General features: G+C 67.5%; 11 protein-coding genes and 1 pseudogene. 7 read left to right on the top strand and 5 right to left on the bottom strand.

Annotated features, from left to right (window positions below; all coding sequences use genetic code 11):
• Positions 1 to 9: 9 nt before the first annotated feature.
• From QP181_RS06565 to QP181_RS06555, 3 genes and pseudogenes are all read left to right on the top strand, one after another.
• Positions 10 to 705, top strand: a pseudogene (locus QP181_RS06565) (L,D-transpeptidase family protein); the annotation flags it as partial.
• A complete protein-coding gene (locus QP181_RS06560) occupies positions 702 to 3,329 on the top strand; it encodes a cation-translocating P-type ATPase (protein ID WP_333928034.1) in 2,628 nt (875 codons plus the stop codon). The pseudogene QP181_RS06565 and the gene QP181_RS06560, both read left to right, overlap by 4 nt.
• Entirely contained in the window at positions 3,326 to 4,939 is a 1,614-nt protein-coding gene (locus QP181_RS06555) for a SulP family inorganic anion transporter (RefSeq protein ID WP_333928033.1), read from the top strand. Before QP181_RS06560 ends, QP181_RS06555 begins: the two co-directional genes overlap by 4 nt.
• 17 nt (positions 4,940 to 4,956) lie before the next feature.
• Here the strand turns inward: QP181_RS06555 and QP181_RS06550 are convergent, their stop codons facing one another.
• Positions 4,957 to 5,493: a GNAT family N-acetyltransferase gene (locus QP181_RS06550; protein WP_333928032.1), complete on the bottom strand. Its 537-nt coding sequence runs from the start codon at positions 5,491 to 5,493 to the stop codon at positions 4,957 to 4,959.
• Between the two features lie 166 nt (positions 5,494 to 5,659).
• On the opposite strand from QP181_RS06550, the gene QP181_RS06545 reads away from it, so the two are divergent.
• Together QP181_RS06545 and QP181_RS06540 are read left to right on the top strand one after the other, a co-directional pair.
• A complete protein-coding gene (locus QP181_RS06545) occupies positions 5,660 to 6,250 on the top strand; it encodes a hypothetical protein (protein ID WP_333928031.1) in 591 nt (196 codons plus the stop codon).
• Between the two features lie 82 nt (positions 6,251 to 6,332).
• Entirely contained in the window at positions 6,333 to 6,869 is a 537-nt protein-coding gene (locus tag QP181_RS06540; RefSeq protein WP_332753904.1) for a hypothetical protein, read from the top strand.
• Here QP181_RS06540 and QP181_RS06535 read toward each other — a convergent pair.
• Genes QP181_RS06535 through QP181_RS06520 form a run of 4 tightly spaced genes read right to left on the bottom strand, consistent with a single transcriptional unit; the run spans position 6,772 to position 10,521 of the window.
• Positions 6,772 to 7,602 (bottom strand): Crp/Fnr family transcriptional regulator, encoded by an 831-nt coding sequence (locus QP181_RS06535; RefSeq protein WP_333928030.1) that lies wholly within the window; start codon positions 7,600 to 7,602, stop codon positions 6,772 to 6,774. The genes QP181_RS06540 and QP181_RS06535 overlap by 98 nt on opposite strands.
• A gap of 29 nt (positions 7,603 to 7,631) precedes the next feature.
• The gene (gene cydX / locus QP181_RS06530; RefSeq protein ID WP_132897062.1) at positions 7,632 to 7,754 is read right to left on the bottom strand and encodes a cytochrome bd-I oxidase subunit CydX; all 123 of its coding nucleotides are present in this window, start codon (positions 7,752 to 7,754) and stop codon (positions 7,632 to 7,634) included.
• Positions 7,755 to 7,780: 26 nt separating this feature from the next.
• Positions 7,781 to 8,920 (bottom strand): cytochrome d ubiquinol oxidase subunit II, encoded by a 1,140-nt coding sequence (gene cydB / locus QP181_RS06525; RefSeq protein WP_132897061.1) that lies wholly within the window; start codon positions 8,918 to 8,920, stop codon positions 7,781 to 7,783.
• 14 nt (positions 8,921 to 8,934) lie between these two features.
• Complete coding sequence (locus QP181_RS06520; protein WP_333928029.1) at positions 8,935 to 10,521, bottom strand: cytochrome ubiquinol oxidase subunit I; 1,587 nt, start codon at positions 10,519 to 10,521, stop codon at positions 8,935 to 8,937.
• 188 nt (positions 10,522 to 10,709) lie between these two features.
• Between QP181_RS06520 and cydD the strand changes: the two genes are divergently transcribed.
• Together cydD and QP181_RS06510 are read left to right on the top strand one after the other, a co-directional pair.
• Entirely contained in the window at positions 10,710 to 12,317 is a 1,608-nt protein-coding gene (cydD, locus tag QP181_RS06515; protein ID WP_333928028.1) for a thiol reductant ABC exporter subunit CydD, read from the top strand.
• Entirely contained in the window at positions 12,314 to 13,963 is a 1,650-nt protein-coding gene (locus QP181_RS06510) for an amino acid ABC transporter ATP-binding/permease protein (RefSeq protein WP_333928027.1), read from the top strand. Before cydD ends, QP181_RS06510 begins: the two co-directional genes overlap by 4 nt.
• Positions 13,964 to 14,079: the final 116 nt, after the last annotated feature.

The raw sequence follows: 14,079 nt of genomic DNA, 5'->3' as shown, positions 1-14,079 counted from the left end.
GGCAGCGATGGCCATGCGACGCCGACCGGGGTCTTCACCGTGCTTCAGAAGGACGCGGATCATGTGTCGAACGTCTACAAGGACGCGGCGATGCCGTTCATGCAACGGCTGACTTGGGGCGGGATCGCGATGCATGCAGGCAATCTGCCAGGCTATCCCGCGTCGCATGGCTGTATCCGCCTGCCGCCCGCGTTTGCCAAACTTCTGTTCGGGATCACCCGGCTTGGGATCACCGTCGTCATTACGCGTGACGCGACTGTTCCGGTGGTGGCTGCGGTGCCGGCTATGCTGATATCGGCGGGATCGGCGGCCGGGGACTTCGCGTGGAACCCCGCCTTGTCGCCCAAGGGGCCGGTCTCGATCGTGATTAGCGGGCGTGACAGGCGCGTGGTTGTCCTGCGCAACGGTATTGAGATCGGCTCCAGTGCGATCGCGTTCGATGCGCCGATCGCGCGGACCTCGGCGTTCACGCTGCAATCGGTCGATGCGGACGGCGAGCACTGGCTGCGCCTGCCGTTGCCCAGCGATCCGAGAACCGGCGAACTGACCGCCGAGGACCGCGCCAAAGGGCATCTCCCGGAGCGCTTCCGCATCGCGTTGGCGACCGTGACGACGCCCGGCACGACGCTGCTGGTGACGCGCGAGACGCTGGCGAGCGCGGGCACCGGTACGCCCGTGACGATTATCGAGGCGACCGGGCAATGATCGCCGAGCGCCCGATCGACCAGCCGCACATGCCGACGCTCGTTCCGCGACCTTGGCATGCGACGTCGGCAGCACGCGTGACGGCGTTGTTGAACACCCGTGCGACCGGCTTGAGCGCAAGCGATGCTGCCGCGCGCCTGATCCATGACGGCCCGAACGCACTCGCGCCACCGCCTGTCGCGTCGATGCTGCGGCTGTTCGTTCGGCAGTTCGACAGTCCGCTGATCTATCTGCTGATCGCGGCGGCGGCGATCTCGCTCGGGCTTGGCCACCACACCGATGCGGGATTTATCGGCGTCGTGCTGCTCGTCAACGCGGCGATCGGCACGGTGCAGGAGAGCAAGGCGGCCGACAGTCTGGCCGCGCTCGGCCGGATGATCGGCCAGATCGCGACCGTGCTGCGTGACGGTGCGGTGTCGGTAGTCGACGCGCGCGCGCTCGTTGTCGGTGACGTCGTCGCGCTCGAGAGCGGCATGGCGGTGCCCGCCGATATCCGACTCTCGTCGAGCAGCGCGCTGCGCGTCGACCAGTCGACTTTCACCGGCGAGTCCGTCGCGGTTGCCAAGGACCAGGCGGCGCTGTTGCCCGAGCGGACCGCGCCGGGCGAGCGGACGACGATGGTGCTGGCGGGGACGATGATCGAGCAGGGGCGTGGTGGCGGCATCGTCGTCGCGACCGGCGCGGATACTGCGCTGGGGGCGATCGATGAGTCGTTACGGACCGCGAAGGCGACGCCGCCACCGCTCGTGATTCGGCTCGACCGGCTGGCGCGGCAGATCAGCCTCGCGACGATCGCGCTGATCATCCCGTTCGCGCTCGTCCTGCTGGTGCAAGGCCGGCCGGGTGACCAGATCCTGCTGCTCGCAGTTGCGTTGGCGGTGTCGGCGATCCCCGAAGGGTTGTCGATCGCGGTGACGGTTGCGCTGGCGGCGGGCACGCGGCGGATGGCGGCGCGGAACGTGATCGTCCGCTCGCTGCCCGCAGTCGAGGGGTTGGGTGCGTGCACGATCATCGCCAGCGACAAGACGGGCACGCTGACGCGGAACATCCTCTCGGTGGAAAGGATATTGCTCGCCGACGGACAAACTTTCGCGGGTGCTGACTGGGGCGCGGATGCTCTGGCGGAGATGCGTCGTGCCGCCGCGCTCTGCAACGAGGCGTCGATCGGACCCGATGGTGTGCCGGTTGGGGATTCGGTCGACGTCGCTTTGCTGCGGTTTGCGGGCGAGGGCGACGAGGATCTTGCCGCGCTGCATGCGGTGGTGCGGACCGCGGCGCTTCCTTACGAACCGGTCCGCAAATTCTCGACCGTCGCGGTGTCCGAGGGGCAGGGCGTCCGCGTGTTCGCCAAGGGGGCGCCCGAGATCATCCGGCAGATGTGCCGCGCGATCGATCCCGCCGCGTTCGCCGCCGCCGCCGCGATGGCCGGTGAAGGCTATCGCGTGATCGCGGTCGCTGCGTCTGCCGGTGCGACGACCACCGACCTGACCGCGCCGAACGATCTCGTGCTGCTGGGCTGGATCGGGCTGATCGACCCGGTTCGCCCCGAAGTCCCCGCCGCGATTGCGCGCTGTGCCGAGGCGGGGATCGGCGTGCGGATGGTCACCGGCGACCATCCCGGCACCGCGTTGACGATCGCCCGCGGGCTCGGGCTTGAGGTCGCGGCCGAGCAGGTCGTCACCGGTGCGCAAATGACTGACCTCGGGGACCAGCCCGAACGGCTCGCCGCACTCGTGCTCGGCGGTCGCGTGTTCGCGCGGATCGAACCGGTGCAGAAGCTCGAGATCGTCCGTATCCTGGCCGCCAGTGGCGAACTCGTCGCGGTCACCGGCGACGGCGTCAACGATGCGCCCGCGCTTCAGGCTGCGCATATCGGCGTGGCGATGGGCGTCGCCGGCACCGACGTCGCGCGCGGCGCCGCCGACTTGGTGCTCGCCGATGACAATTTCGCGTCGATCGTTGCGGGCGTCGAGGAGGGGCGCGTCACCTATGCCAACGTCCGGCGGATCGTCGTCATCCTGCTCGCCACCGGGATCGCCGAGATCGGCATGTTCATCGGCGCGGTGATGCTCGGGCTGCCGATGCCGCTGACCGCGGTGCAGTTGCTGTGGCTCAATCTCGTCACAAACGGCGCGCAGGACGTGATGCTGGGGTTTGGTCGCGGCGAGGGCGACGAACTACGCCAGCCGCCGCGTCCGCCGAGCGCGCCGATCCTTGACCGGAGCGCGATCGCGCTGATGATCCCGCCGGCGCTGCTGATGACTGGGCTTGCGCTGTATCTCGTGGCGCAGATGCGCGGCGAGGGTCGACCGCTCGCCGAGATCCAGAATGCTGTGCTGCTGATGACGGTGCTGTTCCAGAACGTCTATGTGCTGTGCATGCGCAGCGAGCGTCGCTCGATCGTCCGCGAGCCGCTGTTCTCGAATACTTGGCTGCTGGTCGGTGTCGGCATCGCGCTGGCGTTGCAGGCGACCGCGATGCTGTGGCAGGCGCTCGGTAGCGTGCTCGGGACGGCGCCGGTCTCGGCTGCGACGATGCGGTTCTGTGTCGTCGCGGTCTTCGGGACGATCGTCGTCACCGAAGTGACCAAGCAGGTGGTTGCGCTATGGCAACGCCGCGCGTGACCACCTTCGTCCCGACGATCGTCACGGCGATGCGCGAAGGCTATTCGCTCGCCACGTTGCGCGCCGATGCGATCGCCGGCGCGACGGTCGCGGTCGTCGCGCTCCCGCTCGCGATGGCGCTTGGCATCGCGAGCGGCGCGTCGCCGGACAAGGGGCTCATTACCGCGATCGTCGCAGGCTTCCTGGTGTCGGCGCTCGGCGGATCGCGCGTCCAGATCGGCGGCCCCACCGGCGCTTTCGTGGTCGTGGTGTTCACCGTGATCGCGCGGCACGGCTATGACGGGCTGATCTTGGCGACGTTGCTCGCCGGCATCATCCTGATCGTCGCGGGCTATGCCCGGTTGGGGGCGTTGATCCGGTTCATCCCCTATACGGTCGTCGCGGGCTTTACCGCGGGCATCGCGGTGATCATCGCGTCGAGCCAGGTTCGTGACTTCCTCGGGCTGGCCATGGCCTCGGTGCCCGCCGACTTCGTGCCGAGATGGGCGGCCTATGCGGGCGCGATCCGGACCATCGACGTCCCGACTGTTGCAGTCGGAGTAGGCGCGCTGGTCGTCATCCTGATCCTGAAGCGGATCGCACCGCGCGTGCCCGGGTTCCTGGTCGCGGTCGTGCTCGCTTCGGTAGTCGTCGTCGCGAGCGGCGTGCATGTCGCAACGATCGGCTCGCGCTTTCCGGCGATGCCGAACGGGATCGCGATGCCGGCTTTCCCCGTCTGGACGCTCGCGAAGCTTCAGGCGGTGCTGCCCTCGGCGTTCACTATCGCGTTTCTTGCCGGTATTGAGGCGCTGCTCTCCGCGGTCGTCGCGGACGGGATGATCGGATCGCGGCACCGGTCGAACCAGGAACTGGTCGCGCAAGGGATCGCCAACATCGCGTCGGCGCTGTTCGGCGGGCTGCCCGCGACCGGCGCGATCGCGCGCACCGCGACCGCGATCAAGGCGGGCGCGCGGACCCCGGTCGCGGGGATGCTCCACGCGGTGTTTATCCTGCTGTTCGTGGTGTTCGGCGGGCGGCTGATGGCGTTCGTCCCGATGGCGGCGCTCGCGGCGATCCTGTTCGTCGTCGCCTGGGGCATGAGCGAGCAGGAACGCTCCGTCGGCCTGTTGCGGATGCCCAATGGCGACCGCGCGGCGTTGCTGCTGACGTTTGGCCTGACGGTGCTGGTTGACCTGACGGTGGCGATCGGCGTCGGCGTGACGCTCGCCGCGCTGCTGTTCATGGCGCGAATGAGCGAGACGGTCGCGATCATTGGCCCCGAAGACGACGCGCCCACCGAACGCGAGGCGCTGCCGGGCGGCGTCGAGGTCTTCCGGATCGACGGACCGTTCTTCTTCGGCGTCGCCGCCGGATTGATGGATACGTATCGCCGGTTGGGCAGCGTGCCGCGCGTGCTGATCCTGCGGCTGGAACGCGTGCCGATGCTCGATGCGAGTGGTGTTGCCGCGATTGCCGAGTTGCTGCGGCGGGCGGAGGCGACGCATACGCGCGTCATCCTCTGCGGCATGGCCCTACAACCCGCCGCGATGCTCGATCGCGCCCGGCTCGCGCCGATCGTCAGCACCGCGACCTATGCCGAGGCTCTGGTGCTGTCGGCAGCGTCAGGCTGAAAGTGTCATCCGCAGCATCATCGATGCGGGATCGCCCGGGCAGGCCGACGCGATCCAGCCGCGTTCGCGTTCCAGCTCGATCCCTGGTGATTATCGCGGCTCTCGATCGATTCGAGCGTCGCGATCCCCTTCGCACGGGCGAACGCCGCGACGTGATCGAGCAAAGTCCAGCTGATCCCGCGGCGCTTGAAATCGGCGCGGATCGCGACGGCGACTTCGGCGCGGGTCAGACTCTCGTCGGCTGCCAGCATCGCGGTCGCGACGATCCGCCCGGTCGCAGGATCGAACGCCAGGAAGTTCTCAATATGCTCGTGGTCGACGGTGACGAGCGCGCGGAGCTGGTCATGCCCGACCTTGTGGATCGCGCTGAGGAAGCGGAACCGTAGGTCCTCCTTGTCAACATGCTCGAAAAATTCCGCGAGCGCAGGTTCGTCGGTGGGCGAGGCGGGGCGGACGTGGAAGACGTAACCGTCGCGTGTCGCGAGGTCGGCACTCCACGACACGGCCGGGAGTGTATGCGGGGCGGCTGCACGCTCGCTGACGAGTTCGACCATGAGAATCCTTTGCGATTGCGCGCCGTCGATGGCGATGCACGTCGTGCTAACCGCAAAGCCTGCGTCCCCGCAGCGTCGGGAAACACGTAGTTTCCGACGCTACCGGGCCGGTTGGTGCGCGCTAGGCTGCCTCCCAAGGGCGATCTCCGCCCGTCGAGGAGACCGCATGACGATCGATATCCAGCGGATGCAGGATCTGGCGCATGAGATCGTCCGGCTTCAGGGTGAACTCGACCGCGAGATCGAAAGCAGGCGGCGTGCGCTCGGCGTCGAACTCACCGGGCGGATCGTCGGGTTCGAACACGGCGTGCTCGATGCGCAGCGGCGGCTGAAAGTGTCGGTATTGCGGTTCGTCGCGCGGTCCGACCTGGTCTCGATCGTCACGGCGCCAGTGATCTATTCGCTGATCGTGCCGCTGGTCATCGTCGATCTCTGGGTCACCGCGTATCAGGCGATCTGCTTCCGCGCCTACGGGATCGCGCGGGTGCGGCGGCGCGACTACATCATGTTCGACCGCGCGCATCTCGGCTATCTGAACCGGATCGAGGCGCTCAACTGCGCCTTTTGTTCCTATGCCAACGGCTTGATCGGGTTCGTCCGCGAGGTCAGCAGCCGGACCGAGCAATATTGGTGCCCGATCAAGCACGCGCTCCGCGTCAGCGATCCGCTCCACCGCTATTACGCATTCCTCGAATATGGCGATGCCGATGGGTATCGCGCGGCTGGCGGAGTTTCGCGACCGCCTTCGCGAGCGTGAGGTGGCGGATCGCACGGCCTGATTGACCGTCGTCAATGTCGCGCGCGAAACGGCGTGCGACCGCGGCTCATGGAGAGCCGCGATGACCGAGCATGACGAGTTTGCCGCGCGCGTCGTGCCGTTCGCGGCGCGCTGGCATGTCATCCACGAGCTCGATCTGGCAGGGCTGGTTGCTGCCCATGCCCGGCTGCGCGACGTGTGCGATCGGCTGGAGGCGTGCGCCGATGCGTTGCCGGGGCGGCTGTCCGATGCCGAAGCCAAGGCGATCTGCCGAGACTTGCGCGCGGTTGTCATCAGCCAACCGCGTGACGAGACTGCGGTGGTCGACGCGCTGTTCGCGCGGAATTTGGGCGATCCCCTCACAACGGCTGTGACGGCGCGCGTGCGGGCCCGTCATGCGAGCGAGGCAATCCAGGCCGATGACATTCTCGCCGCGCTGTCCGGCGTTACGACGCCCTGCGCGGAAGCGTTCGGCTATATCTTGCGGAGCTTTTTCGACGGGGCCCGGCAGGCGATGGACTTCACCCAGCTCGCCATCCTGATGCTCGGCGCCGGACGTCTGACGCGTGGCGCACGCGGCATGCTGGTACGCGGGCTTTGCGAGCGCAGCGTGGTCTAGGCCGCCTCGGCGCGTCCTTGCAGTGCATCCGGGTCGGAGATCGTGATCGCGCGGCCCCCGGTAGAGCGATCACGCCGGCAGCTTTCAACCGGGTCATCTGGCGGCTCACCGTCTCGATCGTCAGCCCGAGCACGTCGGCGATCTGGCCGCGCGTGAGCGGCAGGTCGAACGTCATCGGTCCGTCCGGCGTCGCGCGACAGCCGGTCGCCGTGGCCCGTGTCGCCATGTCGAGAAGAAAACCGGCGATCTTCTCCTGCGCCGACTGTCGGGCGAGGGACAGAATCCGCGTCCGGGCGACGCCAAGCGCCGCCAGCGTACGCTGCAACAAGAGCCGCTCCATCCGCGCGTGATCTTCCAGCACGCGTTCGAAGGCGTCGCGCGGGAAGATGCACAGCTCGGACTCGGTCAATGCGGTAATCGTGAAGTCGGCGTGGCCGGCATAGGGCTGGCCCACGAAATCGGCGGGATACAGCAGCCCGACGATCTGTTCGCGGCCGTCGGACGTCGCCGCCACCAGCTTGAGCACGCCCGACAACAGGTTCGCGCAGATGATGCTCTCGTCGCCCGCCCAGATCAGCGTCTGGCCGCGCGCGATCTTGCGACGACGGCCAAACGTATTCAGCGCGCCCAGCTCGACATCGCTGAGGCTGCTGCACAGCAGCCTTGTCGCGGACCGCGCAGTCAGCACAGATGTCGTGGTGAGCCATTGATCGAGTATAGTATGAAGGCGCACAATATCCGCGCAAATTCTTTACGCGACCGTTACGAGTTCGCCGGAGCGTCCAGATCGTCTTCGATCGGCAAATGGAACTCATGCCAGATGCCGTTGAGAATGCCGAAGCCGACCGCGAGTCCAAGGCCGAGAACCCAGGTGAAATACCACATGATCAGATGTCCTTAGTGATCGAGGGTCAGTAGAAATCGGGGTTGGTCGCGACCTCCTGCGTGGTCACCCGGCCGAACATGACCTTGTACGCCCAGGCGGTGTACGCGACGACGATCGGCAACAGTACTGCGGTGACGAACAGCATGATCCCGAGCGTCTTGGCGCTCGACGACGCGTTCCAGACGGTGAGACTGGAATGCGAGTCGATGCTCGACGGCAGGATGAACGGGAACATCGACAGCCCGACCGTCGCGATGATTCCGATCGCCGACGCCGACGACCCGGCGAACGCGGCGGCCTCCGATCCACGCCGGATGCCGAACAGCGCGAGCGCCGCGCCGCCGAAGCCGAGGACGGGGGCAATCATCATCCACGGGTAGAGGCCGTAATTGGCGAGCCAGCCACCACGCGCGAGTTCACTGGTAGTGCGTAGCGGGTTGGAAGGCCCCGAGGGATCGATCGCGCCGACGATCCGGTAGCCGATGTCGCCATAGGTCACGAACGCCCAGCCGGCTGCGAACAGTGCGAGCGACGCGATTCCAGCGACCGTGCCGAACTTGCGCGCACGATCGTGTACCGGGCCATGCTCGACCTTGATCGCCAGCCACGCGCTGCCGTGCAGCACCAGCATCGCGACCGAGAGCAGCCCGCACAGCAACGTGAACGGCGTAAACAAGCCGAGGAAGCTTCCGTCGAAGAACGCGCGCAGGTCGCTATCGAGGCGGAAGGGGGCGCCTGACAGGACGTTGCCGACCGCTACGCCGAACACGAGCGCCGGCACGAACCCGCCGACGAACAACGCCCAGTCCCAGCGCGAGCGCCATGCCGCATCGGGCCGTTTCGAGCGGTATTTGAACCCGACCGGGCGCAGGATCAGCGCCGCCAGGACGAGGAACATCGCGAGGTAGAAGCCCGAGAAGCTGATCGCGTAGACGAACGGCCACGCCGCGAAGATTGCGCCGCCCGCGAGGATGAACCACACTTGGTTGCCTTCCCAGGTCGGCCCGATCGAATTGATCACCATGCGTCGTTCTGCATCGGTGCGCCCCACGAACGGGAGCAGCGCCGCGACGCCGAGATCGAAGCCGTCGGTCAACGCGAACCCGATCAGCAGGATTCCCATCAGCGCCCACCAGATCAGACGCAGCGTTTCATACTCGAACATCGTCGTGTCTCCTGTCAGGCAGCCAAGGGAAGGGGTGGCGTTGGTGCTTCGAGGATCGGGCCCGCAACCGGCTGTGGATCCTCGTCATGCTCGAACGGCCCTTTGCGGATCGTCGCGAGGATCAGCCGCACCTCGATCACCGCCAGCGTGCCGTAGATCGCGGTGAAGCCGATGATCGTCGCCCACAGCACCCCGGGGGTCAGCGACGAGGCGGCAAGGAACGTCGGCAGCACGCCCTCGATCGCCCATGGCTGGCGACCGATCTCGGCCAGCATCCAGCCAAGCTCGATCGCGATCCATGGCAGCGGGATCGCGATGACGGCGAGCTTGAGGAACCAGCGTGTCTGGGTGTGCAGCCTGAGCGAGGTCAGCACGAACGCGGCACCGAACAGCGCGATCATGAAGAAGCCGATGAACGCCATGATCCGGAAGCTCCAGAACATCAGCGGCACGTTCGGCACGACGTCCCACGCGGTCGCCGCGATCAGCTGTGGGCTCGCCATGCGCGGATCGGCGACGTGGCGTTTCAGCAGCAGCGCATAGCCGAGGTCGCGCTTATGCGCCTCGAACCGGGCACGTTGGACGACATCGGTCCTGTCGACCTTGAGGCGCTGAACCGCGTCATAGGCGATGACTCCCGAGGTGATCCGCTCCTGCGCCTTCAGCACCAGTTCGGACATTCCCGTCACCTCCTTGTCGAGGCTGCGCGTCGCGATCAGGCCGAGCACCCAAGGCACCTGCACCTCGTAGCGGGTCTCGCGTAAGGCGACGTTGGGTATCCCGAACAACGTCAGGCCGGCGGGGGCAGGGGCGGTGTGCCAGGCCGCCTCGATCGCGGCGAGCTTCATCTTCTGGTTGTCGGTCAGCGCATAGCCGCTCTCGTCGCCAAGCACGACGACCGACAACGAGCCGGCGAGACCGAACGCCGCGGCTACCGTCATCGAACGGCGCGCGACCGCGGTGTAGCGGCCCTTGAGCAGCCAGAAGGCGGAGATGCCGAGCACCACGACCGAGGCGCAGACATAGCCGGCGCTGACGGTGTGAACGAATTTGGCCTGTGCGATCGGGTTGAACAACACCGCGCCGAAATCGCTGACTTCCATCCGCATCGTGTCGGTGTTGAACTCGGCGCCGGTCGGGTTCTGCATCCAGCCGTTCGCGACGAGAATCCACAGCGCCGATAAATTAGTGCCGAGCGCGACCATGAACGTGACGAAGAGGTGGCCAAGCTTCGACAGCCGGTCCCACCCGAAGAACATCAGCCCGACGAACGTCGCCTCGAGGAAGAACGCCATCAGCCCCTCGATCGCGAGCGGCGCGCCGAAGATGTCGCCGACATAATGCGAGAAATACGACCAGTTGGTACCGAACTGGAATTCCATCGTCAGGCCGGTGGCGACGCCCAGCACGAAGTTGATCGCGAAAATGCGCCCCCAGAACCGCGTGATGACGCGCCAGATCGGCCGGTTCGTCATCACGTACACGGCTTCCATGATGACCAGCATCATCGACAGCCCGAGCGTCAGCGGCACGAACAGGAAATGGTACAGGGCGGTCAACGCGAATTGCAGCCGCGACAGATCGATGACCCCAAGGTCCATGGTGATGCTCCCCGCAAGGCCGCCGACGGCGCTGCCTGGACGCCGGGCTAGCCGCGGTCGGCGACGCGAACATTGACCGCGGTCAAAGACGCGCGCGGTCTGGGGCTCGATGGCGGCGGGCATGGACAGCCTTACCGAACGCGACGGATCGAAACAGCGCGCGTGCGTCGAAAGCGTATCTGAGCGCGGTGGTCGCGGACGGCGGTGGCGCGCGCGTGTCAGCCAGCCTGTTGGTGCTCGACAGCGTTGCGGCGATCGGCTTCGCGGCAGGGCTGGCGGGTGGAGTCGTCGCGGTTCCGGCGGGCGTCGCGGCGATGCTGCCCTGGGTGGTGCTCGCCGGTGTCTCGGCGATCGGGCGTGGCGTGTGCGCGATGCTGGCGGCGCGCGTCGGCGCGGGCGGTGCGTACCGGGCGAAGACGCGGTTGCGGCGGCGGATCGTCGACGCGGCGCTGCACCGCACGCCGGGCTCCGACGTGACCACCGGTACATTGATGACCGCGGCGGTGGACGAGGTCGATGCGATCGACGGCTATGTGTCGCGCTTCCTGCCCGCGCGGATGGCGGCGTCGATCGCGCCGCTGTTGGTGCTTGCCGCGACCGCCATCGCTAGCCCGATTGCGGCGGCGATCTTGGTGGCGACGGTCTTTCCGTTCCTCGCGGCGATGATTCTTGCAGGCGGTGCCGCGGCGGACGCGTCGCGCCGTCAGTTTGTGGCGCTGGCCCGGTTGTCGGGACTGTTCGCGGATCGGATCGGCGCGCTGCCGATCATCCTCGCCTTTCGTGGCGAGGGGCGCGAGGCCGCGGTGCTGGGCGACGCTGCGGAGGATCTCGCGCGGCGGACGATGCGCGTGCTGCGTGTCGCGTTCCTGTCGTCGGGGGCGCTCGAGTTCTTCGCCGCGCTGTCGGTCGCGCTGGTCGCGGTGTATGCCGGGTTCAACCTGCTCGGCTTGCTCCCGTTTCCAGTTCCCGAGACACTCGACCTCGGCCGCGCGTTCTTCGTGCTCGCGCTCGCGCCGGAGTTTTATGCGCCGACCCGTCGGCTGGCGGCGGCGTATCATGATCGACAGGCGGCGGAGACTGCGGCGGAGCGATTGGCGACGGTCGAGCGGGGCAAAGCCACGTCGCCGTCGACCGTGCCAGTATGGTCGAACACCGCGTCAACGATCCGCTTCGAATCCGTGGCGATCCGCTACGATGGCCAGGACCGCGCTGCGGTATCTGGCGTTTCGTTCGAGGTTCGGGCCGGCATGATCTTGGCGCTGGTAGGTCCCTCGGGGAGCGGCAAGAGCAGCCTGCTGCATCTGTTGCTCGGCCTCGCGCCCTTGTCCGAGGGGCGCGTTTGGATCGGCAACCTTAACCTTGCCGAGATCGGCAGCATCGCGCCCGTCGCGGCGTGGATGGGGCAATCACCGCTGATCCTGGCGGGCACGATCGGCTCGAACATCGCGCTCGCCGATCCGCGCGCCTCGGCCGAGCGGATCGCGGAGGTCGCACGGATCGCCGGGCTGTCGCCGATGCTGCTCGCGCGGGGAGGGTTGGCTGCGGTAATCGACGCAAGGGGCAGCGGGCTGTCGGGAGGAGAACGGCGCCGGGTCGCGCTCGCCCGCGCGCTGTTGAAAGATGCGCCCGTATTGTTGCTCGACGAGCCGACCGCGCATCTGGATGCGGACTCCGAAGAGCGCCTGATCGAGGCAATCGCGCGGGCTTGTGTCGGGCGAACGACGATCATCGCAACGCACAGCGCGCGGCTGGCCGCGATCGCCGATGTCGTGATCGACCTGGGAGAGCAGGCGTGACCGCGTTCGAAGCGCTGATCACCGACGAGCGACGGCGGCAACGACGCGGGCTGTGGCGGGCGAGCGGTTATGCGGCGATCGTCGCAATGGCGTCGGTCGTGCTGCTCGGGCTGTCGGGCTGGTTCATCACCGCCGCCGCGGTTGCCGGGCTTGCCGGACCGATCGCCGCGCAGGGCTTCAACTATATGCTGCCGAGTGCTGGCATCCGTCTGCTTGCGATCCTGCGCACCGCCGGGCGCTATGGCGAGCGGCTGGCCAGCCACGACGCAGCGTTCGGCGCACTCGCCCGCATTCGCCCCGCGCTGTTCCTCGGTCTGGCGCGCGGCCCTGTGGATCAGGCGCTGGCGCTCACCCAGGGCGAGGCGACCGCACGGATCGTCCAGGACGTGAACGTGGTCGAGGCGCAGTTCGTCCGGTTCTCCGCGGTACCCGGCATGATCGCTGCGCTGGCGAGCGGCCCGCTCCTGTGTGCGTTGGGAGGGTGGCGGCCTGCGCTGGCGTTGGTACTGTGCCTGACGGGTTTGTTGATGATCGCGACCGCGCTAGCGAGACGGTTGGAAGGACCGGGACGCGAGGTGCAGCGCGCGAGCGGAGCGTTGAAGGAGGCGTTTGCCGGCATGGCCGATGCCGCCGCGGAACTCCGATGCTACGGGATCGAAGCGAAGGCGATGGCAGCGATCGATGCCTGCGGCATGCGTCTGGCGGCAGCGCAACGCGGGCAGGCTGGCGTCGCGGGGTGGTTCGAGTTCATTCAGGCGGTCGCGCTCGGCGTGGCAGGACTCGCGGCGCTGCTTCTCGCCGCGCCTGCGGGTGCGCCGATCGCCGCGTTGTGCGCGCTGGCGGCGGTCATGACGATCGACGCGGCGGGGCCGGTACTGCGCAGCCTTGCGCAGCGGAGCGCGGTGCGTGAAGCTGTCGCGCGGCTCGATCATCTGCTGCCAGCTGCGGTGGAGCCGGACGCCGAGATCGCGAGCGTCACCGCGCCGTCGATCGTTCTGCTCGGCGCCTGCCTGTCCGCTGGAACGCGTGTCGCGTTGGTGGGCGCGTCAGGGTCGGGCAAGACCACGCTCGTGGAAAGTCTGCTCGGTCTTCGTTCCGTGGAGCCGCGCACGGCGTTCATCGACGGGGCGGACATTGTCGGCATCCCGCTCGCTATCCGCCGCGCGACGTTCGGCTGGGCACCGCAGGATGCGGCCTTGTTAGGCGGCACGATCCGCGACACGCTCGCGCTCGGCGATCCCTTGGCCGAGGATGCGGCGATGTGGGCAGTGCTCGCCGACGTTGCGCTAACCGACGTGATCCAGGCCATGCCGAACGGTCTGGACAGCTGGATCGGCGAGCACGGCGTACGCTTGTCGGGCGGCGAAAGGCGGCGGCTTTCGCTTGCCCGCGCCTATCTCGCCAAGGTGCCGTGGCTGTTGCTCGACGAACCGACCGAGGGACTCGATACCGCCACCGAGCGACGCGTCGCCGACCGCCTGTCCGTGCGGCTCGCAAGAACCGGGCAGGGGCTGATCATGGTCAGCCACCGTCCGGCGATGGTCGCGCTGTGCGATCAACAACTCGCGGTCGCGCCGGCCTCGGATGCGATCGTCGCGCGCCCCACGGATGCCGGGCCGCGATCACGTCGGTATAGCCGAGATTGAACACCGTCGGGTTTTTGACCAGCCGTTCGCCGCGCCGATAGAGCGTCCCGAACACGCGGTCCGAGGCAAAATTGGTACTCCCGAAATTACCCGTGTCGTCGTGGAAAGGATGCTCC

The sequence above is a fragment of the Sphingomonas sp. LR55 genome, assembly GCF_036856015.1.
In the GTDB taxonomy this organism is placed as follows: Bacteria; Pseudomonadota; Alphaproteobacteria; order Sphingomonadales; family Sphingomonadaceae; genus Sphingomonas.
Note: the sequence above shows the minus strand (reverse complement) of the source record. Positions and strands in the feature narration are given on the sequence as shown.

Bases quoted from the DNA above. Each gene is read 5' to 3' on its own strand.
- cydB (WP_132897061.1), bottom strand. From the start codon at position 8,920: ATGTTCGAGTATGAAACGCTGCGTCTGATCTGGTGGGCGCTGATGGGA.
- QP181_RS06560 (WP_333928034.1), top strand. From the start codon at position 702: ATGATCGCCGAGCGCCCGATCGACCAGCCGCACATGCCGACGCTCGTT.
- QP181_RS06545 (WP_333928031.1), top strand. From the start codon at position 5,660: ATGACGATCGATATCCAGCGGATGCAGGATCTGGCGCATGAGATCGTC.
- QP181_RS06550 (WP_333928032.1), bottom strand. From the start codon at position 5,493: ATGGTCGAACTCGTCAGCGAGCGTGCAGCCGCCCCGCATACACTCCCG.
- cydX (WP_132897062.1), bottom strand. From the start codon at position 7,754: ATGTGGTATTTCACCTGGGTTCTCGGCCTTGGACTCGCGGTCGGCTTC.
- QP181_RS06540 (WP_332753904.1), top strand. From the start codon at position 6,333: ATGACCGAGCATGACGAGTTTGCCGCGCGCGTCGTGCCGTTCGCGGCG.
- QP181_RS06520 (WP_333928029.1), bottom strand. From the start codon at position 10,521: ATGGACCTTGGGGTCATCGATCTGTCGCGGCTGCAATTCGCGTTGACC.